Source organism: Ferrimonas futtsuensis DSM 18154 (assembly GCF_000422645.1).
GTDB classification, from domain to species: Bacteria; Pseudomonadota; Gammaproteobacteria; order Enterobacterales; family Shewanellaceae; genus Ferrimonas; species Ferrimonas futtsuensis.
Window position 1 is genome coordinate 16,282 of record NZ_AUGL01000031.1, and the last position, 26,152, is coordinate 42,433.

Consider the following 26,152-nt stretch of genomic DNA (forward strand, 5'->3'; position numbering starts at 1 on the left):
GTGACCCAAGAGCCGGGCCGGGAGCGGCGCTTTCAACTCGAGAATCTGTCGCTGGCCGCATTGGAGTGGGGTCCACAGCAGGGCCCGTTGGTGCTGGCGCTGCATGGCTGGATGGACAACGCCAACAGCTTTGCTCCGCTGGCTCCCGCCTTAACTGATCTGGGATACCGGCTGCTGGCATTGGAGTTTCCCGGTCATGGCCATTCGGACCATAGGCCCCAAGGCAACTACTACCATTTCCTCGACTACCTCTATGACCTGCACCAGGTGTGGCCACAGTTACCTGAACAGCCGGTTCTGCTGCTGGGCCATTCCATGGGCGGGATTCTCGGGGGGCTGTTTGCCTCCCTCTACCCGGAGCGGGTCTCCAGGCTGGCGATCATCGAGGCGATGGGGCCTCTGACCGCCGAGCCGGGAGAGAGTCTGGAGCGGATGCGGGCCGGCTTTGTCAGTCGGGACAAGGGATTTAAGCCCAGGGGCTATCCGGATCTGGCGCCCCTGGTGAGTGCCCGGGCGGCGGCGGGAGGACTGGACGACGCTTTGGCCCGATTGCTGCTGGAGCGAAACCTGCAAAACCGCGAAGGTGTGTGGCACTGGCGTTCCGATCCCAGGCTGCGCACCCGCTCTCCCTGGATGATGACCGATGCTCAGGGTGAGCGGCTGATGTCGGATCTGCGGGCCGACACCCTGGTGGTGTTGGGTGAATGCGGGTTTGAAGGACTCAGGGAGGCCTGGGAAGATCGCCAGCAATGGCTGAACCGACCTCAGTTGGAACGGATCGCCGGAGGGCACCACTGCCATATGGAGTCTCCACAGGCCCTGGCGAGGCTGATTGACGGTTTTATTGGCGTAAAAAGCAGCGAACACACCAACTTAGGTTAGGTTTCGCCGCATATGAAGGTATCATTGGGCCATTAACGTCGCGCTCGCCATTCGCTGTGGGCGCAGAGACCCGAAGTCCTGTTCCAGTAAAGGAGAACAGTGTGGACAAGGCATGGCTTAACAGCTATCCCGCCGGTGTTCCGGCGGAGATTCATCCCGAACAGTATCGTAACCTGCTTGACCTGTTTGAGCAGAGCTGTCACACCTACGCCGATCAGGTGGCGTTCATCAATATGGGCGCGGTACTCACCTATCGTCGCGTCGAAGAGCAGAGCCGCGCCTTTGCCGCCTACCTGCAGAACGAACTGAAGCTGCAGAAGGGGGATCGTGTCGCCATCATGATGCCCAACCTGTTGCAGTATCCGGTGGCCCTGTTGGGCGTGCTGCGTGCCGGCATGGTGGCGGTGAACGTTAACCCTCTCTACACCCCCAGGGAACTGAAGCATCAGCTGTGTGACGCCGAGGCCAAGGCGATTGTGCTGGTGACCAACTTTGGCCAGAGCCTGCAGCAGATCGTTGACGATACCCCGGTGGAGCACGTCATCCTGACCAAGATTGGTGACCACCTGTCTGCGCCCAAGCGCACCCTGGTCAACTTCGTGGTGAAGTATGTGAAGAAGATGGTGCCCAAGTACCATCTGCCTTACGCGGTATCCATGCGCAAGGCGCTGACCGTGGGCCGTCGCCTGCAGTACATCAAACCCAAGGTGGAGTTGGATGACATTGCGGTGCTGCAGTACACTGGTGGCACCACTGGCGTGGCCAAAGGGGCGATGCTGACCCACAAGTCCCTGATCTCCAACATGCTGCAGGCGGAGGCCTACTTTGGCCCTGTACTCGATGAGGGGTCTGAGATGGTGGTGACGCCACTGCCGCTCTACCATGTGTTTGCCAACACGGTGAATCTGCTGCTGTTCTTCAAGCTGGGCGGTCAAAACCTGTTGATCACCAATCCCAGGGATATGCCGGCTTTCCTGGGCGAGCTGAAGAAATACCCCTTCACCGTGCTGACCGGGGTCAACACCCTGTTCAACGCCATGCTCAACCAGGAGGCGTTCTGCGGGCTGGATTTCAGCCAGTTCAAGATCACCATCGGCGGTGGCATGGCGGTGCAGCGCGCCGTGGCCGAGCGTTGGCAGGAGGTCACCGGGCAACCGTTGATTGAGGGTTATGGCCTGACCGAGTGCTCCCCTGTGGCCGCCGCCGGCACCTATGATCAGAAAGAGTACACCGGCGCCATTGGCCTGCCCATCCCCTCCACCGAGATGCGTGCCGTGGACGATGACGGCAATCCTGTCACCCCCGGTGAGACCGGTGAGCTGCAGGTTCGCGGTCCCCAGGTGATGAAGGGCTACTGGCAGCGGCCCGAAGAGACCGCCAAGGTGCTGACCGATGACGGCTGGTTGTTTACCGGGGATATCGGCTACATGGACGATAAGGGCCAGTTCTACATCGTCGACCGTAAGAAAGACATGATCCTGGTGTCCGGCTTCAATGTGTTCCCCAACGAGGTGGAAGACGTGGTGGCCAGCCACCCCAAGGTACTGGAAGTGGCTGCGGTAGGTGTGCCTCACGAGGTGTCCGGCGAGCTGGTGAAGATCTTCGTGGTGGCCAAGGACCCCTCCCTGACCGACAAGGAGCTGATCGCTCACTGTCGCAAGTCTCTGACCGGGTACAAAGTGCCCAAGCTGGTGGAGTTCCGCGATGACCTTCCCAAGACCAATGTGGGCAAGATCCTGCGCCGGGAGCTGCGGGAGGAGCAGATGAAAGAGGCCAGCAACGCATGAGTGAACTGAACTGGCAATGGGTCGATACCGATGAAGCTCTGGCGCAGTTGTGCGCACAGGCCAGCCGGGCAGAGGCGGTGGCCCTGGACACCGAGTTTGTCCGTACCCGCACCCTCTACGCCCAGTTGGGGTTGATTCAGATCTATGACGGCACCACCCTGGCGCTGGTGGATCCCCTGACCATCGACGACCTGGGGCCATTCTGGCGCCTGCTGGAGAATGAGTCCGTGGTTAAGGTGCTGCACTCCTGCAGCGAGGATCTGGAGATCTTCGCCCAGCAGGGCGGCGTCCAGCCCAAACCGCTGTTTGATACCCAGGTGGCGGGGGTGCTGCTCAACAAGGGCGCGCCCATGGGCTACGGCAAGATGGTGGAGGCGTACCTTGGTCTGGCCCTGGATAAGGGAGAGGCCCGCACCAACTGGCTGGCCCGTCCCCTGCGGGATACCCAGTTGGAGTATGCCGCGGCCGACGTGCTTTACCTGCTGAAGATCTACCACACCATGAGGGAGGAGATCGCCGAGGCCGGTCGTCACGACTGGCTGATGGAGGAGGGGGAGCGCCTGACCGAGGGGCGGCTGGATCCGGTGGATCCTGAGACTGCCTACCTCAAGGTGAAGAACGCCTTTCAGCTTCGTCCTGAGCAGTTGGCGGTCCTCAAGTCCCTGGCGGCCTGGCGACTGGGCGTGGCCCAGAAGCGGGATCTGGCGCTGAACTTTGTCATCAAGGATGCGGCGCTGCTGACCCTGTCCAAACGGGCACCGAGGAGCATCAATTATCTGAATCAGCTCGACTGCCTGACAGAGCGCGATGTGCAGCGTCATGGCAAGGCCATTTTGAAGGCGGTGGCCGGGGCGGATCTGGACAACCCGCCGGAGCCGGTGGACGCCCTGTCTGCCGATCCCCAGTTCAGAGACGCATCCAAGCTGGTGCGTAAGACCCTGACTCAGGTGTGTGAGCAGCATCAGGTGGCTGCCGAACTGATGGCCTCCAAGAAGCTGGTGCATCAATACCTAAAGTGGCGCATGACCGGCCAGCAGGGCCGAGAGCCTGTGGTCCTGCGTGGCTGGCGTGGTGAACTGACCCGAAGCAGCCTGGATGGCTTGAGTCTTTAGGAGCAATTGCTTGAAACAGGGGGACCCTATGGGTCCCCCTTTTTTGTGTCTGTCGCCAGTCATCGAAGGCTTGATATCAAAATAGAATAAAGATGTTAAATTCATGTATATCAAGGCTGACAACTGACTAAATATGTGTGATGATGCTCACGTTTATACGCCTGTTTAATACAAGCGCTTAAAAGGATAAGTGGCGTGGAGAAGCCGCATAGACAAGGAGTGACACATGGAAAAGGTCTGGTTAGCGAGTTACCCCGAAGGCGTTCCGGCGGAGATCGATCCTGACCGATTCTCCTCTCTGGTCGACCTGTTCGAGCAGTCGGTGGCCCGCTTTGGGGATAAACCTGCCTTTATCAACATGGGACAAACCATTACCTACTACGAGTTGGACAAGCTGAGCCGGGATTTTGCCGCTTACCTACAGCAGGATCTCAAGCTGGAGCAGGGGGACCGGGTGGCGATCATGATGCCCAACTTGCTGCAGTATCCGGTGGCTCTGTTTGGTGTGCTTCGTGCCGGGATGGTGGTGGTCAATGTGAACCCTCTCTATACCGCAAGGGAGTTGAAGCACCAGCTCAACGACGCCGGCGCCAAGGCGATTGTGGTGGTGTCCAACTTTGCCTCCACCTTGGAACAGGTGGTGGACGATACGCCGGTTGAGCACGTCATCCTGACCAAGCTGGGGGATCAGCTCTCCCCCTTCAAACGCACCCTGGTCAACTTCGTCGTCAAATACATTAAGAAGATGGTGCCGAAGTACCACATCCCCCATGCGCACACCATGCGCAGCGCTTTGTACAAAGGCAGTCAACGCCCCTTTACCAAGCCCAAGGTGTCCAATGACGACCTGGCGTTTCTGCAGTACACCGGAGGCACCACAGGGGTGGCCAAAGGCGCCATGCTCACCCATAGAAATCTGGTGGCCAACCTGGAGCAGGTGAGTTCCTGGATTGGGCCGACACTGAATGAGGGGGAGGAGATGGTGGTCACCGCGCTGCCGCTGTACCACATCTTTGCCCTGACCTGTAACTGCCTCACCTTCATGAAGCTCGGCGGCACCAACCTGATGATCACCAATCCCAGGGACATGCCGCTGTTCATCAAGACCATCAAGCAATACCCCTTCACCGCCATTACCGGGGTAAACACCCTGTTCAACGGTTTGCTTAACACCCCAGGGTTCGATGAGCTGGATTTCAGCAAGCTCAAGGTGGCCCTGGGGGGCGGTATGGCGGTTCAGGCGGCGGTGGCAGAGAAGTGGCAGCAGGTCACCGACTCGCGCCTGCTGGAAGGTTTCGGGCTGACCGAGAGCTCGCCGGTGGCTTCGGTGGCGCCCTATAACGCCAAGGGCTATGACGGCACCATCGGTCTGCCACTGCCCTCCTGCTCCATCCGCTTGGTGGATGAGCAGGGTCAGGTGGTCGGTGTCGGTGAACGGGGAGAGCTGCAGATCCAGGGGCCCAATGTCATGAAAGGCTACTGGCAGCGCCCTGAGGCCACCGCCGAGACCATTTCAGCCGAGGGTTGGCTCTCCACCGGCGACATCGCCACCATGGATGAGCGCGGCTTCTTCAAGATTGTGGACCGTAAGAAGGACATGATCCTGGTGTCGGGTTTCAACGTGTTCCCCAACGAGATTGAGGACGTAGTGGTGATGCACGACGCGGTGGTGGAAGCGGCCGCCATCGGGGTGCCCAATCCGGCCTCCGGTGAGGTGGTCAAGGTGTTCGTGGTGGCCAAACCGGGCACCAGTGAGGAGGCGATCATCCGTCACTGCAAGAAGCATCTGACCGGATACAAGATCCCCAAGATCATCGAATTCAGGGATGATCTGCCCAAAACCAATGTGGGTAAAATTTTGCGCCGTGCCCTTCGCGAGGAGGAGCAGGCGGCCTGAGATCACGCTGTCACGCCGGAGCGATGGCCTGCCACTCACCGCTGTTCGGTACCCACGCTGATCCCGCCCGGATTTACTGATGGCGCCCTTAATGGGCGCCTTTTCTATTCAAGGGGCAATTGGAGGCGCTGGTCGGCAAGAACCCGGATTTTGGCCCGGTTGAACCTCAGCCTGGTCTGAGTTTGATGTAAGGAAATGACGAATAGTGGTTGTGCGTCGCGTCGCATAATGGCGGGCCCATCAGGGTGGCGTGACCAAAATTGGCGCCTGATTGAGCTGCGAATCACCTTGATGGTTGCTTTTGGGGGCAAACTTTGATCATATGATGTCAGTCCTGAAAATATTGATGAGACAATATGGCGGAGAAACGATATCCGTTAGATGCCAAATGGCGATACGCTTTCGAACGATTGGGGTTGGACTCTCGTGCGGTGCTCGAGCGTGCCGGCCTCTCCCTGGAGGTGCTGGAAAATCCCGACAGTCGCCTGAACACCCTGCAGTATCTGGACCTCTGGCACTCTCTGGAGCAGAGTGTCGAGCCGGGGCAGTTGAGCCAGAATGTGGCCCAGTTTTGTTCCAGCACCTTTGCGGCACCCATGATGGCTGCACTCTGCTGTCCGACGCTCCTCGATGCCATTTTGCGTGTGGTGCGCTTCAAACCCCTGCTGGGTCCCCAGCGTCTCAGGGTGGAGGAGCGTGACGATAAGATCGTCATTGTCCAGTTCTGCGAACCGGACACACACAGGTTACCCAATTCGCTGATCGTGCTTGAGTGGTACCTGATCCTGAATCTGGCACAGATGGCCACCAAGGTGGACCCCTTAGTCACCTCCCTGACCCTGCCAGAGGATTGCCCTGAGGGGCGCCAGCTGGCAAGGCGCCTGGGCCTGGAGCTGCAGGTGGGTGAAAACAATGCCCTGGTTCTGCCTAAGGGGGAGTGCCAGCGTCCCTTCATGACCCTGAATGACGCCATGTGGCAACACTTTGAGCCTGCGCTCCTGGCGCAGATTCGCAGTTTGCACTCCGAGGGAGGCGCCGCCAATGAAGTTATGGCGATCTTATTGGAGTGCCTGCCCTCAGGGATGGCGGATAAGGAGCGGGTGGCTGAGCGCCTCGGGGTCAGTCCCAGTACCCTTAAGCGTCGCCTGGCAGCAGAAAAGCGTCCTTTTAAGGAGCTATTGGCTCAGGCCAGAAAGGAGCTCGCCTGCCACTACCTGCAACAATGTCATTTGTGTCATACCGAGATCAGCCTGTTGCTGGGCTTTGATGACCCCGCCAGCTTTTACCGGGCCTGTCAGCGTTGGTTTGGCCTCACCCCGGAACAGGTGAAAAAAAGAGAGGCCGGCATAAAGCCGGCCTGGTAACGAGTTCGGGGAGTCGGGGTTAGCCGAGATCGTCGATCTTGCCCTCTTCATCGCGGACGATGGTGGCGTAGAGATCATACTCGTTGGCGAACTCGATGGAGGCCCACACCATCTGGCCCACATCCACGTCGAACTCGCCGCCGAGGATCACCTTGCCGTCGATCTCCGGGGCGTCGGTATAGGCTCGGGCAACGGCGCCCTCATCGTTGAGCTCATCGACAATCACCCGCATCTCGGTGCCCACTCGGGCCTGCAGCCGTTCGGCACTGATGCGCGCAGCCACCGCCATAAAGCGCTGGAATCGATCCTCCATCACTTCCTCGGGCACCAGCTCCGCCAGGTCGTTGGCCACGGCGCCGTCCACCGGGCTGTATTTGAAGCAGCCGACGCGGTCCAGCTGGGCTTCTTCCAGCCAGTCCAACAAGATCTGGAAATCCTCTTCGGTTTCACCGGGGAAACCAACGATGAAGGTGGAACGGATCACCAGCTCGGGACAGATCTCGCGCCACTTCTTGATCTGCTCCAGGGTGCGCTCCGCCTTGCCGGGGCGTTTCATCGCCTTGAGGACACGCGGGGAGGCGTGCTGGAAGGGGATATCCAGGTAGGGCAGGATCTTGCCCTCGGCCATCAGGGGGATCACCTCATCCACATGGGGGTAGGGGTAGACGTAGTGCAGACGCACCCAGATCCCCATCTCAGCCAGTTTCTGACACAGCTCGGTCATTCGGGTCTTCACCGGCATGCCGTTCCAGAAACCGGTCTTGTGCTTCACGTCGAGGCCGTAGGCACTGGTGTCCTGGCTGATCACCAGCAACTCCTTCACGCCGGCGTCCTTCAGGCGTTTGGCTTCATCCAGCACTTCGCCGATGGGGCGGCTGACCAGGTCGCCGCGCAGGGCAGGGATGATGCAGAAGGTGCAGCGGTTGTTGCAGCCCTCGGAGATCTTCAGATAGGCGTAGTGACGGGGTGTCAGCTTGACGCCGTGATCCGGGATCAGAGAGGTCAGCGGGTCGTGCTGCGGCTTGGGCAGATGCTGATGCACCTGTTCCAGCACCATCTCATAGGCGTGGGGACCGGTGATGCCCAATACCTTGGGGTGCACCTCGCGGATCTCGTTCTCCTTGGCGCCCAGGCAGCCGGTGACCAGCACCTTGCCGTTTTCACTCAGGGCTTCGCCGATGGTGTCCAGGGACTCCTGAACGGCGCTGTCGATGAAGCCACAGGTGTTGACGATCACCAGGTCGGCGCCTTCGTAGGTGTTGACCACGTCGTAGCCTTCGGTGCGCAGCTGAGTCAGGATGCGCTCACTGTCCACCAGGTTCTTGGGGCAACCCAGGGAGATGAAGCCGATGCGACTGCCACTGCCCTGGCCCATGGCCGGAGCCACCTTGGTGGCGTGGGTGGTGTTAGGCTGCTCAGCCTTGGGCTGATCGTCGCCGGGAACGAAGGTTTCGACGGTCATAGAGTCCTTATCTGTTCACTACTGGAATTAAGAGCGCGGATTATACCTGAACCGGACCGCATGTACAGGTCAGAAAAACGTCAGTTCCCGTTTGCCTAAATGGTCGTCGGGGCGCACTATTGGAGGTAGGCGAGGGTAGGGCAACGTTGTTATTGGCCCTCCTTTTCAGGGAGATAACTGACGCCGGGAGGGCGCTTTATGACAATGACCCTGACCTTTCTTGGTGCGGCCGGCGAAGTCACCGGCTCCTGCCATCTGTTGACTCTGGGTAAACGCCGGGTCTTGCTCGATTGCGGTCTGATTCAGGGAAGCCGCCAGGCGGAAGCCCGCAACCGCGAACCCTTTCCCTTTGACCCCTGTGCCATCGATGCGGTGATCCTCAGCCACGCTCACATCGATCACTCCGGCCGGTTGCCGCTGCTGGTGAAGCAGGGCTTTAAGGGGCCGGTGTATACCCACAATGCCACCGCCGAGCTGTGCGACATCATGCTCAGGGATGCGGCCATGCTGCAGCGCCGGGACGCCGAACGACTCAACAAGAAACTGGAGGCCCGCGGTGAGCCGCTGGTGGAGCCCCTGTTTACCGAGGAGGATGTGGATGCCCTGATGGCTCTGATGGTGCCTCTGGAGTATGGCCAGTGTCGTCAGGCGCTCTCCGAGCTGCGATTTGAGCTGGCGGATGCCGGCCACATCCTGGGGTCCGCCATAGTACAGCTGTGGCTGGAGCACGAAGGCCGTCAGTGCAAGCTGGTGTACAGCGGCGACCTGGGGCGTAAGGGGATGCCGGTGATTCAGGACCCGGCCTACATCGACAGGGCGGATCTGGTGGTGATGGAGAGCACCTACGGCGACAGGTTGCACCGCAGCCTGCCGGACACCCTGGAGGAGCTCAAGGGGATCTTTGCCCGAGCCATAGAGACCGCCAGAGGCAATATCCTCATTCCCGCCTTCTCTGTGGGCCGGGCCCAGGAGCTGCTCTACCTGTTGCACCTGCATGCCAAGGAGTGGGATCTCGGCCGTTGGCGGGTGTATTTGGACAGCCCGATGGCCACCGAGGCTACCCGGGTCTACGTACGTCATTTCCACCTGTGTGACGATGAGTTCAAGGCCTTTACCCGCCAACACCCTGGCCGCCACCCGTTGCTGTCCAACATTGAGTTTGTTCAAACTACCGAAGCGTCCATGGAACTGAATGAGGTGGACAGGGGAATGATTGTCATCGCAGGCAGCGGCATGTGCAATGGCGGCAGGATTCGCTGCCATATGGAGCACAACCTCTGGCGTGAAGAGGCGGATGTGATCATCTGCGGTTATCAGGCCAAAGGCACTCCGGGTCGTGCCCTGGTGGATGGTGCCCAGAGCTTGAACATCGGTGGCAAGCCGGTGGAGGTCAGGGCTCGGTTGCACACGGTGGGCGGGCTGTCGGCTCATGCGGATCGCGATGAGATGACCGACTGGTACCGGCACTTCAGCGGTGCCCCCCCTGTGGTCTTGGTGCACGGCGAGCCAGAGGCTCAGCAAAGTTTTGCCGAACATCTGGGTCAGTTCAGTCGGCACCTGGTCGTTGCCGAGCGTTTTGACTGTCTGGATTTGACCGGCCTGCCGGAGCTGATTTGGCTGAAGAGCACACTCTGAGGCGATTTTTTCACCGAATGAACGTCGTTTCGGCAATCCCGACTAAAGTCCCCCTCGTCACAGGTCGATAACAGGATCATGGCAGGGGGAGTCCATTGCGTCCGTGAAGTTTGGCTAATTTCATGTAAGCAACTGTACTATTTTTACAATAACACTTCGCAGAAACCCCCTCCAGATTGATAATGCTCGCAAATTGCGCGGCGGTTTATGTGATCAAAATTACTGAAACGTAACTCGCATAAACTTTAGTATTGCTCACTGGCAGCGCAAAAAAGCACAATCCAGCGCCAAATGTTAACGCCAATGTAAAGGCGGAATGAGGGGTCACATGAGAGAAGTAGAGTTCAGAACCATAGACAGGTTGTTTATCAAACTGACGCTGAACGAGAAATTTTGGGTGCTGTTCCTGATGGCCGCGTTGGCGGTGATGGGCGTAGCCACCAAGGGCTATCTGGACGTCAGTCGCCTGGCGGAGCAGAAGAGCCTGGCTCAGGCCCAGGGGCAACTGACCTCTGCAGTGAAGGTGGTGAACAGTCTCAAGGGCGATGCCAGGGAGCAGGCTGTGGCAGCTCTGGGCTTGAAGCTCAACGGCCTCAGCGGTGAGCCGCGTCGTCAGGGCGAGCGCATCATTGTCAGTGCCCCCCTGGCTGGTGGCGGCCACAGCGAGTTGTCCATGGCGGTGCCCGCTGAAGAGGCACAGCTGAAATCCCAGGCTCTGACCCGGGTGGGCCTTAGTGCTCTGCTGCTTATTCCCATCGCGCTGTTCAGCTACTGGCTGGCCACTTTCCTGGGCGGTGCCCTGTGGGTGAAACACCAGGCGATTCAACGCATCGCCGATGGGGATCTCACCTCTCGTCTCGGCTTTCACGTGGGCCGCGAGGAGTTTGGTATCATCGGTCACCAGCTGGATCGCACCATGGATACTCTGAGTGAACTGGTGAGTACGGTGCAGAACAGCTCTGCCACCCTCAATCAGAGCGCGTCGGTCTTCAGCGCCGACAGTCGCAACAGCCAGGATCAGATCGCCTCCCAGTACAGCTCTCTGGATTCTGTGGCCACCGCCATGGAGGAGATGAGTGCCACCGCTAAGGACATTTCCAACCTGGCGCAGCAGACCTCCACTCAACTGGAGCAGGATGGTCATAAGGTGGCCCAGAGCAACGAGAAGGTGCAAAACGCCATCGTTGAGACCACCGAACTGGCGGATAAGACCGATGCGGCTTCGGTGACGGTGAATAACCTCACCGCCAAAGCCACCGAGATCAATGAAGTGATCACCACCATCAACGCCATCAGTGAGCAGACCAACCTGTTGGCACTGAACGCGGCCATCGAGGCGGCTCGCGCCGGTGAGCAGGGGCGTGGATTTGCGGTGGTGGCCGACGAGGTACGCACCCTGGCCAGCCGCACTCAGCAGGCCACCGTCGAGATTCAGGCGATGATCGACAACCTGCAGACCGAAACCCGCGGCATTGCCGACATCACCTCCCATACCCTGAAGCAGGCCCACCATAGCCGAGAGCTGATCAGTGAAATTGGCCAGGACGTGAACGCCATCGCCGACTCCGCCCGTGGTGTGATGGAGATGAGTGCCCAGATCGTGGCCGCGGTGGAGCAGCAGACCGCGGCGGCCAATGACATTGCGTCGGAGCTGTATGACATCCGAGGCCAGTCCAACGCCATCCGCACCAGTGCCGAGCAGTCTGCGGTGAGCGTGAGCGAACTGGCGGAAAGCTCCCTGCAACTGGGAGAGATATTGAAGAAGTACCGCACCCAGGCGTAAGGGAGCGGGATTGCACCGGGGAGCTCAGGCTCCCCTTTTTTTGGCGTGTCTACCCTGATACCCTGCGGGCATCTGAGTAGAGTGAGATTGTGATATGACCATCTGGGTCGACGCCGACGCCTGTCCTGTCGTCATTAAAGAGATTCTGTTCCGCGCCGCGGATCGCACCCAAACACCTGTGGTGCTGGTGGCCAACCGGGGCATGCGCACGCCGCCTTCAGCCTGGATACGGGTGCAGGTGGTGCCGGCAGGGTTTGACGTAGCGGACAACGAAATCGTCAAGCAGGTGCAGCCGGGGGAGATGGTGATCACCAGTGACATCCCGCTGGCGGCAGAGGTGATTGAGAAGGGCGCAGAAGCCCTCAGCCCCAGGGGGGAGGAGTTCAATGCGGGGAACATCCGCGGTCGTCTCAATATGCGTGACTTCATGGATACCATGCGTGCCAGCGGGGTACAGACCGGCGGGCCACCGCCCCTGAGTCAGCAGGAGCGCCAGTCCTTTGCCAACGCTCTGGACCGTTACCTGGCAAAGCTTAAATAAAAAAGAACCCGGCCAATTGGCCGGGTTCTGGGTTTCTGCGCCTTGGTTTACCAACCGCACTGGCGGCCTGCGGCCTGGTTTTGCTGGTCCAGCCAGGTGTGCAGCGGCTTGAAGTAGTTGAGGATGGCATCACCACTCATCTTCTCCGAGCCGGTGACCATGGCCAGGGCCTGAGGCCAGGGCTGGGACAGGCCGGATTCGAGCATGGTGTTCAGCTTGGCCCCCGCTTCCTGGTTGCCGTAGATGGAGCAGCGGTGAATGTCGCCCTCGTAGCCTGCGGTGTCGCACAGGGACTGATGGAACTGGAACTGCAGGATGTGCGCCAGGAAGTAGCGGGTGTAGGGCACATTGCCGGGTACGTGGTATTTGGCACCCGGGTCGAAGTCCGTTTCGGTGCGCGCCACCGGACTGGCGATGCCCTGATACTTGGCGCGCAGTTCCCACCAGGCCTGGTTATAGTTCTCCGGGGTGATGTCGCCGGAGAACACCTTCCAGCGCCACTGGTCAATCATCAGGCCGAAGGGGAGAAAGGCCACCTTATCCAGGGCCTGGCGCAGCAGCAAACCGATATCGGCATCGGCACTGGGCACCTCCTCCAGCAGGCCGATCTGCTTCAGGTAGCTTGGGGTGATGGAGAGGGCGATGGTGTCACCAATGGCTTCGTGGAAGCCATCGTTGGCGCTGTCCTTAAACAGGAAGGGCTGGTTCTTGTAGGCACGCTGGTAGATGTTGTGCCCCAGTTCATGATGAATCACCACGAAGTCCTCGGCGTTTTTCTGGATGCACATCTTGATGCGGATGTCGTCTTCGTTATCCAAGTCCCAGGCGCTGGCGTGACACACCACGTCACGGTCCTGAGGCTCGACAAACAGGGAACGTTCCCAGAAGGTCTGAGGCAGGGGCTCGAAGCCCAGTGAGGTGAAGAACTGCTCCCCCTGCTCCACCATCTTGATCTCGTCGTAGTCGTGTTTGGCCAGCAGCGCGGTCAGATCAAAGCCGGGGTCCGCCTTTTCCGGGGCCACCAGATCGTAGATGTTGCCCCACTGCTGAGACCAGAGATTCCCCAGGAGGTGGGCGGGGATCATGCCGTCCTGGGGCACGACGTCGCTGCCATACTCCTCACCCAACTCACCACGCACATAGCAGTGCAGGGCGTCATACAGCGGCTTCACCTCACCCCAGAGGTTGTCCAGCTCTTTGGGGAACTGGGCGGCGGGCATGTCGTACTTGGAGCGCCACAGCTCTCCCACATCCTGGTAACCCAACTGCTTGGCCCCTTCGTTGGCCAGCTCTACCTGGCGGGTAAACAGGGGACGCATCGGCTTGGCGATCTCACGCCAGCCCTGCCACACCTCCAGCAGCTGCTCCGGATCCCGGGAGGTGGCCATCAGCGAGGAGATCTGTGGCTGACCCAGGCAGTCACCGTTTGCCATGCAGTAGCGGCCTTTGCCATAGAGGCCACCGAGTTCGGCGTTGAGTTTGGCCAGCTCTTCGCTTTTGGCCGGACTGTCGGGGGAGGGCAGCACTATGGTGCGCTTGAGCACCTCCAGTTTGCGCAGCTCCTCCTGGGTCAGGCCCTGAGTGTCCGCCTTAGCGGCGAGGCTGGCGTACTCCACCGCTTTGTCGTTGAAGCGGCGCTCGGCGTCGGAGGCCAGGGCGGCGGTGTCTTCGGTGATGAAGTTGCTGTAGATCCAGGCGGCGCGGCCGGACTCCTCAATCAGGTTGGAGAGATCCGCTTCGGCGTTGGCGATGAATTCGCTGGTGCTGGGTTGGGGTGCCTGGTTCGCGTCGGCTTTTTCGTTGGATTTTTCGGCCGGTGCGCAGGCGGTGAGCAGCGCAAGTGCCACGGCCGACAGGGCCATGGGAGATCGCATAAGAGCCATAGAGCTTTCCTTTGCTTGTGGTTGTTGTTGATCTGTGCGGCATTCTAGTATGCCAGCCCAGGTGTGAAAAGCGACAATGCTGTGTGACCCTAATTCGCAAGGGATTTACTGCTAACGCCTGGAAAAGGCGGGATTATTCTTAAGTTCAAACAGTTTGCCCTTGGCTGCTTTGACATTACCCAGGCCGCAGAGTAAGTTAAAACAAGTGTTTTAATCAGGAAGGCGCACACATGTCTAATAAGCAAGGTACAAAGTCTCGTATCTTGGACGCTGCGGAAAGATTGTTTGCAGAACGTGGGTTTGCGGATACCTCGCTGCGACTGATCACCAGCAAGGCGGAGGTGAATCTCGCCTCGGTCAATTACCATTTCGGCTCCAAGAAGGAGCTGATACAGGCTGTACTGGCGCGCTACCTGGACCAGTTTATGCCTGCCTGTGAGGAGGCCCTGGCTGAGCTTGATGGTCAGTCCGAGCTGAGCGTGTCTGCCATTTTCGAAAGCCTGGTTCAGCCGCTGTTGTCGCTGGACCAGTTGCGCAATCGCGGCTCGACCATATTTCTGCAGCTGTTGGGGCGTGGCTACATCGAGAGCCAGGGCCATCTGCGCTGGTTTGTCACCACCCACTACGGCAAGCCCCTGGAGCTGATCGTCAAACTGATTCACCAGGTGGATAAGGATATCGACGATGCAGAGCTGTTCTGGCGCCTGCACTTTACCCTGGGCACCATGGTGTTCACCATGGCCTCTCTGGATGCATTGAACGACATCGCCCAGGCCGATTTTGATCAGCAAAACGACGTGGAGTCGGTGATCAAGAGATTGATCCCCTACGTGGCTGCAGGCGTGGTCGCCCCGGCTCCCCATCTGTCAAGGACACAGATTAAGGAAGTATCATGACGCTGTTTATTCTGGTAATCATCGCCCTGCTGGTGTTGTTTGGCGTGACGGACATTCGCCGACAGTTCATCACCAAGCCGGTGTTTTCCTTCTTTAGAAAGGTTTTGCCGCCTCTTTCCCAGACCGAACGGGAAGCGATGGAAGCGGGCACCGTCTGGTGGGATGGCGAACTGTTCTCCGGTCGCCCCGATTGGCAGCAGCTGCACAATATGCCTGCCTCCGAACTGACCGGTGAGGAGCGCGCCTTCCTGGATAACCAGGTGAACACCCTGCTGAAGATGCTGGACGATCACCAGACGGTCCAGGGCGACAAGGACCTGCCGAAAGAGGTGTGGGATTACCTGAAGCAGGAGCGGTTCTTCTCCATGATCATCCCCCGGGCCTACGGCGGCCTGGACTTCTCCGCACTGGCGGCGTCCACCATAGTGGCGCAGATTGCCTCTCGCAGTCTGACTGCCGCCATCACCGTGATGGTGCCCAACTCCCTGGGACCGGGTGAACTGTTGGCCCACTATGGCACTGAAGAGCAGAAACAGCGCTGGTTGCCTGGCCTGGCCGAAGGTTCTGAGGTTCCCTGCTTTGCTCTGACCGGTCCGGAAGCGGGCTCCGATGCTGGCGCCATTCCCGACAGCGGTGTGGTGTGCATGGGTGAGTTTGAAGGCAAAGAGGTCCTCGGCCTCAAGCTGAACTGGGATAAGCGCTACATCACCCTGGCCCCTGTGGCCACGGTGTTGGGGCTGGCGTTCAAGATGCGCGACCCGGATGGGCTGCTGGGGGATAAGAAGGAGATTGGCATCACCTGTGCGCTGATCCCCGCCGACCATCCTGGTGTAGAGCTGGGTAATCGTCACAATCCGCTGAACATGGCCTTTATGAACGGCACCACCCGGGGCAAGGATGTGTTCATCCCCCTGGAGTGGATCATTGGTGGTCCGGACTACGCCGGTCGCGGCTGGCGGATGTTGGTGGAGTGTCTCTCCGCTGGCCGTGGCATCTCCCTGCCTGCGCTGGCGACCTCGGCGGCCCATATGGCCACCCGGACTACGTCGGCCTACTGCGGCGTGCGTCAGCAGTTTGGGGTGAATATTGGCCAGTTCGAAGGGGTCCAGGAGGCGCTGGCGCGCATCGTCGGCAACACCTATCTGCTTGAGGCGGCGCGTAAGATGACCGTCGGTGCCATCGACATGAAGCAGAAGCCCTCGGTGGTGACCGCCATTGCCAAGTACCACATGACCGAGCTGGGTCGCTCCATCATCAACGACGCCATGGACATCCACGGCGGCAAGGGGATTCAGCTGGGGCCCAAGAACTACCTGGGGCACCAGTATATGGCTCAGCCGGTTTCCATCACCGTTGAGGGGGCCAACATCCTCACCCGTAACCTGATGATCTTCGGCCAGGGTGCCACCCGCTGCCACCCCTATGTGCTGTCCGAGATGGAAGCGGTGGCGATGGAGGACAAGGATCAGGCACTGAAGGTGTTTGACGGTCTGCTGCTCTCCCACATGATTCACGGTGCCCGCAACGCCCTGGTGTCTCTGGGCAGTGCCCTGACCGGCTCCCGCTTCAACAATGCACCTGTAGCCGGTGATACGGCTCAGCACTACCGCAATCTGGGTCGCCTCAGTGCCAACCTGGCATTGATGTCGGATCTGGCCATGGCCACTCTCGGTGGCAGCCTGAAGCAGAAGGAGATGATCTCCGCTCGTCTGGGTGATGTGCTTAGCCAGCTGTACCTGGCCTCTGCGGTGCTGCGTCACTACGAAGCGGAAGGGCGCCAGCAGGGGGACCTGCCGCTGGTGCACTATTCGGTGGCGCGTTGCACCCACCTGGCCGCCAAGGCGATGGAGGAGGTGATTCGCAACTTCCCAAGCCTGCCGGCACGCTGGCTGGCCAAGGTGATGATCTTCCCCATCGGCAACCATTTCCATATGCCCTCCGATGAGTTGGCGCAGCAGGTGTGCGACACCGTGGCTCAGCCCGGTGTGCTGCGTGAGCGGCTGACTCACCTTTGCCCGGTACCTGAAGGGCTGAACGACGGCATCAGCGAAGTGGAGTCTGCCTTCCTGGCTCTTCATAAGCAGCAGCCGCAGATGAAGAAGATCAAGCAGGCGATGCGCCAGGGTACCCTGGCCAAGCAGGCGATCACCCCGGAGGTGATTGAGCAGGCCAGAGAGGAGGAGGTGCTGACCGAATCGGAAGCCTGTGAGCTGATGACCGCCTGGACGCTGCGCACCGCAGCCATCCATGTGGACGAGTTCGCCACCCTCTAGGGGCAGCGATGGAAAAGGGCCGGCATATAGCCGGCCTTTTTTGTGCCCTCATCTGAAGTGATTGACGTGTCCAGGCGTTTGCAGAAAAGAGGGGCATTGGGTCTTGTGACCTGATAGGGCATGGCCGGTGTCTCTGCTCAGAGTCAGTTGTCTCAGGTGTCGTCGCTGCTTCAAGAGTGGATCGTAGCAGGGCATTTGAGATGGGGTGCGTACTTTTGGGGGCAGAGTGGTTTCCGAATTGGAAACAAAAAAGGGTTGGCCAAAGCCAACCCTTAATCATCTGTTCAGTAGAGATTACTCGACTACAACAACCTTGGTGGTGTTGGTGCCGCCGATGGTCTCCATCATGTCACCCTTGGTAACCAGAACCATGTCGCCGCTGTTCAGCAAGCCAGCTTCTTTGATCTCGGTGATGGCAGCCGCCACCATGTGACCAGGAGTGTGCTCGGTGGAGTCGAAGCGTACAGGGTACACACCACGGTACAGGGCCATGCGGGCCAGGGTGGCGTCGTGACGAGACAGGGCAATGATGGGCAGGCCGGAGGTGATGCGGCTCATGATCATCGGAGTGTTGCCAGACTCGGTCAGGGCGACAATGGCCTTAACGCCTTCCAGGTGGTTGGCGGCGTACATGGTGGCCAGGGCGATGGTCTCTTCAACGGTCTTGAAGCGCTCATCCAGACGGTGGCCGGAAACCTGAACACGGGGGTTCTTTTCGGCGCCGATACACACGCTGGCCATCGCCTTCACGGTCTCTTCAGGGAAGTCACCGGCGGCGGTTTCGGCAGACAGCATGACCGCGTCGGTACCATCGAGGACGGCGTTGGCCACGTCCATCACTTCGGCACGGGTCGGCATCGGGGCGGTGATCATGGACTCCATCATCTGGGTCGCGGTGATCACAACACGGTTCAGCTGACGGCAGCGGGCGATCAGCTTCTTCTGTACGCCCATCAGCTCGGCATCACCGATCTCAACACCCAGGTCACCACGGGCAACCATTACGGCGTCGGAGGCCAGGATCACGTCGTCCATGGCTTCGTCGGTGGCAACGGCCTCGGCGCGCTCTACTTTGGAAACGATGTGGGCATTGCAGCCAGCTTCGCGAGCCAGTTCGCGAGCGTAGTGCAGATCTTCACCGGTGCGTGGGAAGGACACGGCCAGGTAGTCCACGCCAATCTTGGCAGCGGTCTTGATGTCAGCCTTGTCTTTCTCGGTCAGGGCTGCTGCGGAGAGACCGCCACCCTGCTTGTTGATGCCTTTGTTGTTGGACAGAGGGCCGGCGACGGTCACGGTGGTGATAACGCGGTTGCCTTCTACCTTCTCAACACGAAGCTGAACACGGCCGTCATCCAGCAGCAGGATGTCGCCGGTGTCTACGTCCTGAGGCAGGGTTTTGTAGTCCAGACCTACTTGATGCTCATCGCCTTCGCCTTTGGCGAGATCGCTGTCCAGTACGAAGGTGTGGCCCAGGGGCAGGTGCACCTTGCCGTCCTTAAAGGTGGATACTCGAATCTTGGGACCCTGCAGGTCGCCGAGGATGGCCACGTGGCGGTTGTGCTTGGCAGCAAGTTCGCGTACCTCGTTGGCGCGCTGAATGTGATCCTCAGGGCTGCCGTGGGAAAAGTTCATCCGTACGACGTTGGCGCCGGCGAGGATGATCTTCTCCAGGTTGCCGTCGCGATCAGTCGCTGGACCCAACGTGGTTACGATCTTAGTTCTTCTGAGCATAGGTAACTCCATCAGAATACTGGCTCTAAAGTTTAAGTTGATGAAACTCCCGACCTTATGGCTGAAAGTTCAACATGAAAGAAAATTACGTAAATTATAGATGTTGCCGCATGACAAAAATGTGACCTGGCGCAAGGTCGACAAGCCTAAGGAAGCATTTTGTTGAGGTCAAGTGTAGTCGTTGTGACAAAGAAAATGCCGCTGAGTGGGATTCACAGCGGCATTTTGGGGAGAGGGGCTTACAAATTAGAAGGTTTTTCGAAACGTGATTCGCGTATCGCTTCTTTGACGCGCTTCAAATTCTCACGGAAGCGCGGGCCACGGCGCAGGGTGAAACCGGTGGCCAAAACATCAATCACCGTCAGGTGCGCCAGGCGGGACGCCATGGGGATAAACATGTCGGTATCCTCTGGCACCTCCACGCTGACGGCCAGGGTGCTCTCCCGGGCCAGGGGGCTGTCCTTGGCGGTAATGGAGATCACCTGGGCGTTGCTTTCGCGGGCCAGGCGCGCCACCTCCACCAGGGCCTTGGTACGGCCTGTGTGGGAGAACAGCACCAGCACGGAGCCGGCGCTGGCGTTGATGCAGCTCATGCGCATCATCAGCACGTCGTCGAAACAGCTTACCGGCACATTGAACCGGAAGAACTTGTTCTGGGCGTCATGGGCCACGGAGGAGGAGGCCCCCAGGCCGAAGAAGGAGATGTGCTGAGCCTGGGTGAGGATGTCCACTGCACGATTGATTGCCATGGGATCAATGGATTGGCGTGCAACGTCCAGGGCTGCCATGGAAGATTCAAAGATCTTGTTGGTGTAGGAGTCTGGACCGTCATCCTCGTCCACATGACGGGAGACGTATGGAGTGCCGTTGGCCAGGCTCTGTGCCAAATGTAACTTGAAGTCCGGGAATCCCTTGGTGTCGAGGCGGCGGCAGAAACGGTTCACCGTAGGCTCACTCACGTCTGCCATCTTAGCCAAGGTGGCTATGCTGGCGTGTATAGCGGTTTGGGGTGAGGTTAAGATGACTTCCGCTACCTTTCGCTCGGACTTACTGAAGTTACTGAGGTTCGTCTGTATTTTTTCTAGTGTATTCATAAGAATAATCGCCCAGTTAACCGAGAGTACAACTGCGGCTCTTTGCCTGAACACGCCTATAATTGCCAATAAAGCACTGTATACTGAGGCGTTGCTCTCAGGTTATGAGATGCAGTTAGGATAAGTTTACAAACAGTGTTGTAATTTATCTAGCTTTTGAGTGACCGCTAAGGTTGCGTCAGCGAAAAAAATTCTCTTTAATGTAGTTAATTTACGAAAATGTGACGCCACGGACGTGGCAACATCCTTCTATATAGGAGTTGGATAGTGACTCACTTTACCGGCTCGGTAGCCAAGCCCTGCGATTTCGTGCTCTTCGGCACCGTTGGCGATCTGGCTCGCCGCAAATTGATCCCCTCCCTGTACCAGCTGGACAAGGCTGGTCTGCTTCACAGCGGCACCCGGATCTTTGGTGTGGCCCGTCGTGAAATGACCCAGGACGATTACCTGCAGGTGATTCGCACCTCCCTCGGTGAGTTCCTGAAAGAGGAGGTGGAGACCGACACGCTGGAGCGGCTGCTGGCCCGCTGTACCTACGTTGCCATGGACTTCACCCAGCCTGAAGGGTATGAGCAGTTTCACACCCTGCTGAAGGCTCAGCCGGACAACGTCATGGTGAACTACTTCGCCACTCCACCCTCTATCTACGGTGACATCTGCCGTTGTCTGAAGTCTGCCGACCTGATTGAGCCTGCCACCCGTGTGGTGCTGGAAAAGCCCATTGGTCACGATCTGGCATCCTCCATGGTGATCAACAACCAGGTGGCAGAGTTCTTCCAGGAGAACCAGATCTACCGTATTGACCACTACCTGGGTAAGGAGACGGTTCAGAACCTGGTGGCGCTGCGCTTCGCCAACTCGCTGTTTGCCTCCAAGTGGGACAACCGCACCATCGACCATGTGCAGATTACCGTGGCCGAAGAGGTGGGCATCGAAGGTCGCTGGGATTACTTCGATAAAGCGGGCCAGATGCGCGACATGATCCAGAACCACCTGCTGCAGGTGCTGTCTCTGGTGGCCATGGATCCTCCGGTGAATCTGGATGCGGATTCCATTCGTGACGAGAAGGTGAAGGTGCTCAAGTCCCTGCGCCCCATCGACAGCAACAACGTTTTTGAGAAGACGGTTCGGGGCCAGTACTCCGCCGGCTTCCTTAAGGGCAGCCCGGTGCCCGGTTATCTGGAGGAGGAGGGGGCCAACCTGGACTCCGACACCGAAACCTTCGCTGCCCTGCGGGTGGACATTGACAACTGGCGCTGGTCCGGAGTGCCATTCTATCTGCGTACCGGCAAACGGATGCCCTATAAGTGCTCCGAGATCGTGGTGAACTTCAAGAACCCACCGCACAACCTGTACCGGGACAGCTATCGTCAGTTGCCACCCAATAAGCTGACCATCCGTCTTCAGCCCCACGAAGGGGTGGAGATCCAGATGATGAACAAGGTGCCGGGCCTGGATGAGACTCAGCGTCTGCAAACCACCAAGCTGGACCTCTCCTTCTCTGATACCTTCAAGAATGAGCGGGTTGCTGATGCCTATGAGCGTCTGTTGCTGGAGTGCATGCTGGGTAACCAGTCTCTGTTTGTCCGCCGTGACGAGGTGGAGCAGGCCTGGAAGTGGTGCGACTCCATTCTGGCGGCCTGGGCAGACTCCCATGAGCCACCCAAGGCTTATCCGGCAGGCACCTGGGGACCCGTGGCGTCGGTGGCACTGATCACCCGCGATGGCCGTTCCTGGGATGAGTAGGAAAGATCAGATGATTACCTTGCCCGTATATAAAGAGTTTGATACCGCCCAGGATCTGGCAGAGATTTTGGCGGTGAAGATTGCTTCCCGACTGCAAGATGCCATCGATGCCAGGGGCAGTGCCTCGCTGGTGGTGTCCGGTGGAAGCACTCCCCTTAAGTTGTTTGCCCAGCTGTCCCGACAGCTGATCGACTGGCAGGATGTTTTTATCACCCTGGCCGATGAGCGCTGGGTTGCTCCCGAGCACGCAGATTCCAATGAGCGGCTGGTGCGTGAACACCTGCTGGTACGCCGGGCGGCCAAGGCCAAGTTCCGCAGCCTGAAGAACATCTACTCCGTGGTGGATGAGGGTGTGGGGATGACCGAGGAGGTACTCTCCAATGTGCCGCGCCCCTTTGATGTGGTGGTACTGGGTATGGGCAACGACGGCCATACCGCGTCGCTCTTCCCCTGTTCTGATCAACTTCAGGAGGGGCTGACCACTGGCCGCACCTGTCTGGCGGTTCATCCGACGACCGCCCCTCACGGGCGCCTGTCTCTCTCTTTGAAAGCGCTGCTGGACAGCAAACAGATCTACCTGCACCTGCATGGTGAGCCTAAGCGCGAGGTGTTGCAGCAGGTACTGCAGTCCGTGGATGTGAATGAGATGCCGATCCGGGCGGTGCTCAATCAGCGACAGACCCCGGTGGACGTATATTGGAGCCAAGCCTAATGACCCATGAAACCCTAGTGGCGGTAACTGAACGCATTATTCAGCGCAGTCGGGCCCGTCGTCAGGCTTACCTGGCACGGATGGCCAAGCTCGAGGAGCAGGGGGTAAACCGAGAGGCGCTCTCCTGTTCCAACCTGGCCCACGGTTTTGCCGGTTGTGGCAAGCAGGATAAAGATGACCTGCGTCACTTCAACAAGGCCAACATCGGCATCGTCACCGCCTACAACGACATGTTGTCGGCCCACCAGCCCTATGGTGTCTACCCGGACATCATCAAGGAGGCCTGCCGTGAAGTGGGCTCCGTAGCCCAGGTGGCCGGGGGTGTCCCCGCCATGTGTGACGGTGTGACCCAGGGCCAGCCCGGCATGGAGCTGAGCCTGATGTCCCGTGATGTCATTGCCATGGCCACTTCCGTCGGTTTATCCCACGCCATGTTCGATGGCGCGCTGATGCTGGGGATCTGCGACAAAATCGTCCCCGGACTGCTGATGGGCGCCATGAGCTTTGGTCATCTGCCGACTCTGTTCGTGCCTGCCGGCCCGATGCCATCGGGCCTGCCCAACAAGGAGAAGGCCAAGGTGCGTCAGGAGTACGCCGAGGGCAAGGTGAGTGACGAGGATCTGCTCAAAGCGGAATCGGCCTCCTACCACAGCCCGGGAACTTGCACCTTCTACGGTACCGCCAACTCCAACCAGCTGGTGCTGGAAGCCATGGGCCTGCAACTGCCTGGTTCCTCCTTCGTGAATCCCACCAGTCCGCTGCGTCACGAGCTGACCAAGCTGGCCAGCCAGCAGGTGTGCCGCATGGCTCAGCCGGGTGACGGCTTTACCCCCCTGTATAAGATGGTGGATGAGAAGAGTGTGGTGAACGGCATCGTCGGCTTGCTGGCCACCGGTGGTTCCACCAACCTGACCATGCACATCGTCGCCGCAGCCCGGGCTGCCGGCATCATTGTCGACTGGCAGGACTTCGCCGAGCTGTCCGCAGTGGTGCCTCTGCTGGCGCGGGTTTACCCCAATGGCCAGGCAGACATCAACCACTTCCATCAGGCGGGCGGTATGGCTTTCCTGATTCGTGAGCTGCGCCGAGGTGGCCTGCTCCATGAGGATGTCACCACCGCGGCGGGCCAGGGCCTGGCGCGTTACACCCAGAAGCCTGAGCTGGTGGATGGCAAGGTGGTGTGGAATGACATCCCCGAAGCCAGTGGCGATGACGAGGTGCTGCGCCCCATCGACAACCCCTTCCTCGCCAATGGCGGTATGAATCTGGTGAAGGGCAACCTGGGTCGTGCGGTAATCAAGACCTCCGCCGTGGCGGATGAGCATCAGGTGGTGGAAGCCCCCGCCATGGTGTTTGAGTCTCAGGCGGCGCTCACCGAGGCGTTCAAGGCAGGAAAGATGAACAAAGACCTGATTGCGGTGGTCCGCTATCAGGGGCCTCAGGCCAATGGTATGCCTGAGCTTCACAAACTGTTGCCTCCTCTGGGAGTTTTGCAGGACAAAGGATTCAAGGTGGCACTGGTGACCGATGGTCGCATGTCCGGTGCTTCTGGTAAGGTGCCCGCGGCGATCCACGTCAGTCCGGAAGCCCTGGATGGAGGCCTGTTGGCCAAAGTTCGGGATGGCGATCTGGTGAGATTGGATGCCAAGCGTGGCGTAGTTGAATTGTTGGTTGACGAAACTGAGCTGGATGCCCGTGAAGTTACTCCCGTCGACCTGCGGGACAATGATGAAGGCTTTGGCCGTGAACTGTTCCGCAATGTGCGTAAGCTGCTCTCCAGTCCGGAAACTGGGGCTTCGGCGCTGTTAGATTAAGCGAGGAAATGATGGAAAATTGGAGCATCCAGCCTGAACAGGTGTTTGAGATCAGCCCGGTGGTGCCTGTGATGGTGATTGAACACCTGGATCAGGCGGTTCCCCTGGCCAGGGCCCTGGTGGCCGGTGGCATCCGAATTCTTGAAGTGACCCTGCGCACCGAGTGTGCCTTGGAAGCGATCAAGCTGATTCGGGAAGAGGTGCCTGAGGCATTGGTCGGGGCGGGCACCGTGCTCAACCCTGAGCAGCTTCAGGCCGTAGCCGACGCCGGCGCGCAGTTCGCCATCAGCCCGGGTGTGACCACCGCGCTGCTGGAAGCAGGCGCCCACAGCACCATTCCGCTGATCCCCGGCGTGGCGTCCGTGTCTGACGCCATGAAGGCGATGGACTTTGGCTACACCTACCTGAAGTTCTTCCCGGCGGAGTCCAGTGGTGGTGCCAAGGCGATCAAGTCCATGGGCAGCCCCCTGTCCGGACTGGTGTTCTGCCCAACCGGCGGCATTGGCCTGGCCAACTGCAAGGATTACCTGTCCCTGGATAATGTGGCCTGTGTGGGCGGTTCTTGGGTTGCCCCGATGGACGCTGTCCGTGACGGCGATTGGCAGCGGATCAGTGACCTCTCCTGCCAGGCACTGGCCCACATCAACGGGTAACTGGAAGAGGCGTTACAGAATGAACAAAGGCCGCTACCTTCGGGTAGCGGCCTTTTTGTTTGTGGGTGCCGCGGGAGTGCAAGGTGTCGCTTAGTCTACGGGAAGGTCTATCCAGATCTCAGACACCACCGGGTTCACCCTTTGCATCTCGGGAGCCTCAGAGGGAAACTGGGTGTCTCCAAGCAGCTTGATGGTGTCCTCACTCACAGAGTCTGGTGTCAGGCGCAGGCTGAGATGTGGGGCGAATTTGGCCATCTTTCCCTGGCGCCAATTCGTCACGGTCCCCCCCAGATCCCACTCGAAGCCATAGAGCGCAAAGGGGCCGCCATTGGTTTGTTCCAACTGCTTCAGACTGCTGCCTATGCCAATTTCGCCAACCAGGTGACATCGGCTGTCAGTGGCATCAATATGGGCCGCGATGAGCCTTTGCCGAGAATCCATGAGGAATTCGATGCGGTTGGCCTCGTCGTTGGCGAAGATGGCCACCCCCAGGGCAGACTCTCCCTCGCCGAGGTTGATCTGTATCGGCTGAACATTGGCTGCCCCAAACAGTGTTTTGGCATCAGTCAGTGTTGCGCCGGCCTGAAGGTCGCCCACTGCGGCCCCGGGCACCATGAGTCGATTGGGCCCGGCGGTCTGAGTGGTACAGCCAAGGAGCAGTAATGTAAGCAGCAGCACTCTCATTTTGAGGCCCCTTTTCTGACAGTGGGCTTTGGATAATGGGAGGGTCCGGCGCCGGGGTCAAGATTAACTCCCGGCCGAAGGCTGTGGTTGAGCTGACAACTAGGCCATTACTTTCACCAGGCGACCGTTCACTCGGTTCTGAGTGGCGTCGAAGGGGGAGGCGGTTGTGGGTCTGGCGGCTGTGGTTGAAGTCGATGAGTACC

Annotated in this window: 19 protein-coding genes; 14 read left to right on the plus strand and 5 right to left on the minus strand. The window is 59.2% G+C overall.

From position 1 onward, the window contains the following. The 5 genes from G505_RS21880 (at position 1) to G505_RS0116930 (ending at position 7,042) form a co-directional block, all read left to right on the plus strand. Complete coding sequence (locus tag G505_RS21880) at positions 1-882, plus strand: alpha/beta fold hydrolase (RefSeq protein WP_051216388.1); 882 nt, start codon at positions 1-3, stop codon at positions 880-882. 101 nt (positions 883-983) lie between these two features. Next, the gene (gene fadD / locus G505_RS0116915; protein ID WP_028110617.1) at positions 984-2,669 is read left to right on the plus strand and encodes a long-chain-fatty-acid--CoA ligase FadD; all 1,686 of its coding nucleotides are present in this window, start codon (positions 984-986) and stop codon (positions 2,667-2,669) included. Then, entirely contained in the window at positions 2,666-3,781 is a 1,116-nt protein-coding gene (rnd, locus tag G505_RS0116920) for a ribonuclease D (RefSeq protein WP_035385526.1), read from the plus strand. The genes fadD (G505_RS0116915) and rnd overlap by 4 nt, the downstream gene beginning before the upstream one ends. Before the next feature lie 226 nt (positions 3,782-4,007). Further along, entirely contained in the window at positions 4,008-5,678 is a 1,671-nt protein-coding gene (fadD, locus tag G505_RS0116925; protein ID WP_028110619.1) for a long-chain-fatty-acid--CoA ligase FadD, read from the plus strand. 356 nt (positions 5,679-6,034) lie between these two features. Next, complete coding sequence (locus G505_RS0116930; RefSeq protein WP_084644043.1) at positions 6,035-7,042, plus strand: AraC family transcriptional regulator; 1,008 nt, start codon at positions 6,035-6,037, stop codon at positions 7,040-7,042. Between the two features lie 19 nt (positions 7,043-7,061). Here the strand turns inward: G505_RS0116930 and rimO are convergent, their stop codons facing one another. Continuing rightward, positions 7,062-8,504 (minus strand): 30S ribosomal protein S12 methylthiotransferase RimO, encoded by a 1,443-nt coding sequence (gene rimO / locus G505_RS0116935; RefSeq protein WP_028110621.1) that lies wholly within the window; start codon positions 8,502-8,504, stop codon positions 7,062-7,064. A gap of 198 nt (positions 8,505-8,702) precedes the next feature. On the opposite strand from rimO, the gene G505_RS0116940 reads away from it, so the two are divergent. From G505_RS0116940 to G505_RS0116950, 3 genes are all read left to right on the plus strand, one after another. Beyond that, the gene (locus tag G505_RS0116940) at positions 8,703-10,139 is read left to right on the plus strand and encodes an MBL fold metallo-hydrolase RNA specificity domain-containing protein (protein ID WP_028110622.1); all 1,437 of its coding nucleotides are present in this window, start codon (positions 8,703-8,705) and stop codon (positions 10,137-10,139) included. 328 nt (positions 10,140-10,467) lie between these two features. Continuing rightward, entirely contained in the window at positions 10,468-11,922 is a 1,455-nt protein-coding gene (locus G505_RS0116945; RefSeq protein ID WP_028110623.1) for a methyl-accepting chemotaxis protein, read from the plus strand. Between the two features lie 94 nt (positions 11,923-12,016). Further along, positions 12,017-12,463 carry a YaiI/YqxD family protein gene (locus tag G505_RS0116950; RefSeq protein WP_028110624.1) on the plus strand — a complete coding sequence of 149 codons (447 nt, stop codon included), beginning with the start codon at positions 12,017-12,019 and terminating at the stop codon, positions 12,461-12,463. A gap of 47 nt (positions 12,464-12,510) precedes the next feature. Here the strand turns inward: G505_RS0116950 and G505_RS0116955 are convergent, their stop codons facing one another. Beyond that, positions 12,511-14,346, minus strand: a complete 1,836-nt coding sequence (locus tag G505_RS0116955) for a M2 family metallopeptidase (protein ID WP_028110625.1) — start codon at positions 14,344-14,346, stop codon at positions 12,511-12,513. Between the two features lie 230 nt (positions 14,347-14,576). Between G505_RS0116955 and psrA the strand changes: the two genes are divergently transcribed. Both psrA and G505_RS0116965 read left to right on the plus strand, forming a co-directional pair. Further along, on the plus strand, positions 14,577-15,242 hold the full coding sequence (psrA, locus tag G505_RS0116960; protein WP_028110626.1) for a TetR family transcriptional repressor PsrA: 666 nt from the start codon (positions 14,577-14,579) through the stop codon (positions 15,240-15,242). After that, positions 15,236-17,515, plus strand: coding sequence for an acyl-CoA dehydrogenase (locus tag G505_RS0116965; protein ID WP_028110627.1), 2,280 nt, complete (start codon positions 15,236-15,238; stop codon positions 17,513-17,515). The genes psrA and G505_RS0116965 overlap by 7 nt, the downstream gene beginning before the upstream one ends. A gap of 294 nt (positions 17,516-17,809) precedes the next feature. Here G505_RS0116965 and pyk read toward each other — a convergent pair whose 3' ends face one another. Next, positions 17,810-19,246, minus strand: a complete 1,437-nt coding sequence (pyk, locus tag G505_RS0116970; protein WP_028110628.1) for a pyruvate kinase — start codon at positions 19,244-19,246, stop codon at positions 17,810-17,812. 239 nt (positions 19,247-19,485) lie between these two features. Then, complete coding sequence (locus G505_RS0116975) at positions 19,486-20,340, minus strand: MurR/RpiR family transcriptional regulator (protein ID WP_028110629.1); 855 nt, start codon at positions 20,338-20,340, stop codon at positions 19,486-19,488. A 267-nt stretch (positions 20,341-20,607) separates the two neighbouring features. Between G505_RS0116975 and zwf the strand changes: the two genes are divergently transcribed. Genes zwf through G505_RS0116995 form a run of 4 tightly spaced genes read left to right on the plus strand, consistent with a single transcriptional unit; the run spans position 20,608 to position 25,265 of the window. After that, entirely contained in the window at positions 20,608-22,086 is a 1,479-nt protein-coding gene (gene zwf / locus G505_RS0116980) for a glucose-6-phosphate dehydrogenase (RefSeq protein ID WP_035385527.1), read from the plus strand. 10 nt (positions 22,087-22,096) lie between these two features. Continuing rightward, on the plus strand, positions 22,097-22,798 hold the full coding sequence (gene pgl, locus G505_RS0116985) for a 6-phosphogluconolactonase (protein ID WP_028110631.1): 702 nt from the start codon (positions 22,097-22,099) through the stop codon (positions 22,796-22,798). After that, positions 22,798-24,612 (plus strand): phosphogluconate dehydratase, encoded by a 1,815-nt coding sequence (gene edd, locus G505_RS0116990; RefSeq protein WP_028110632.1) that lies wholly within the window; start codon positions 22,798-22,800, stop codon positions 24,610-24,612. Before pgl ends, edd begins: the two co-directional genes overlap by 1 nt. 8 nt (positions 24,613-24,620) lie before the next feature. Continuing rightward, positions 24,621-25,265, plus strand: coding sequence for a bifunctional 4-hydroxy-2-oxoglutarate aldolase/2-dehydro-3-deoxy-phosphogluconate aldolase (locus G505_RS0116995; RefSeq protein ID WP_028110633.1), 645 nt, complete (start codon positions 24,621-24,623; stop codon positions 25,263-25,265). Between the two features lie 90 nt (positions 25,266-25,355). Here the strand turns inward: G505_RS0116995 and G505_RS0117000 are convergent, their stop codons facing one another. Further along, the gene (locus G505_RS0117000; protein WP_028110634.1) at positions 25,356-25,949 is read right to left on the minus strand and encodes a hypothetical protein; all 594 of its coding nucleotides are present in this window, start codon (positions 25,947-25,949) and stop codon (positions 25,356-25,358) included. Between the last annotated feature and the right edge of the window lie 203 nt (positions 25,950-26,152).

What these genes read in the sequence shown, in the direction of transcription:
- rnd (WP_035385526.1), top strand. Translation starts at nt 2,666, where the DNA reads ATGAGTGAACTGAACTGGCAATGGGTCGATACCGATGAAGCTCTGGCG.
- fadD (WP_028110619.1), top strand. Translation starts at nt 4,008, where the DNA reads ATGGAAAAGGTCTGGTTAGCGAGTTACCCCGAAGGCGTTCCGGCGGAG.
- G505_RS0116930 (WP_084644043.1), top strand. Translation starts at nt 6,035, where the DNA reads ATGGCGGAGAAACGATATCCGTTAGATGCCAAATGGCGATACGCTTTC.
- rimO (WP_028110621.1), bottom strand. Translation starts at nt 8,504, where the DNA reads ATGACCGTCGAAACCTTCGTTCCCGGCGACGATCAGCCCAAGGCTGAG.
- G505_RS0116940 (WP_028110622.1), top strand. Translation starts at nt 8,703, where the DNA reads ATGACAATGACCCTGACCTTTCTTGGTGCGGCCGGCGAAGTCACCGGC.
- G505_RS0116945 (WP_028110623.1), top strand. Translation starts at nt 10,468, where the DNA reads ATGAGAGAAGTAGAGTTCAGAACCATAGACAGGTTGTTTATCAAACTG.
- G505_RS0116950 (WP_028110624.1), top strand. Translation starts at nt 12,017, where the DNA reads ATGACCATCTGGGTCGACGCCGACGCCTGTCCTGTCGTCATTAAAGAG.
- G505_RS0116955 (WP_028110625.1), bottom strand. Translation starts at nt 14,346, where the DNA reads ATGGCTCTTATGCGATCTCCCATGGCCCTGTCGGCCGTGGCACTTGCG.
- psrA (WP_028110626.1), top strand. Translation starts at nt 14,577, where the DNA reads ATGTCTAATAAGCAAGGTACAAAGTCTCGTATCTTGGACGCTGCGGAA.
- pyk (WP_028110628.1), bottom strand. Translation starts at nt 19,246, where the DNA reads ATGCTCAGAAGAACTAAGATCGTAACCACGTTGGGTCCAGCGACTGAT.
- G505_RS0116975 (WP_028110629.1), bottom strand. Translation starts at nt 20,340, where the DNA reads ATGAATACACTAGAAAAAATACAGACGAACCTCAGTAACTTCAGTAAG.
- pgl (WP_028110631.1), top strand. Translation starts at nt 22,097, where the DNA reads ATGATTACCTTGCCCGTATATAAAGAGTTTGATACCGCCCAGGATCTG.
- edd (WP_028110632.1), top strand. Translation starts at nt 22,798, where the DNA reads ATGACCCATGAAACCCTAGTGGCGGTAACTGAACGCATTATTCAGCGC.
- G505_RS0116995 (WP_028110633.1), top strand. Translation starts at nt 24,621, where the DNA reads ATGATGGAAAATTGGAGCATCCAGCCTGAACAGGTGTTTGAGATCAGC.
- G505_RS0117000 (WP_028110634.1), bottom strand. Translation starts at nt 25,949, where the DNA reads ATGAGAGTGCTGCTGCTTACATTACTGCTCCTTGGCTGTACCACTCAG.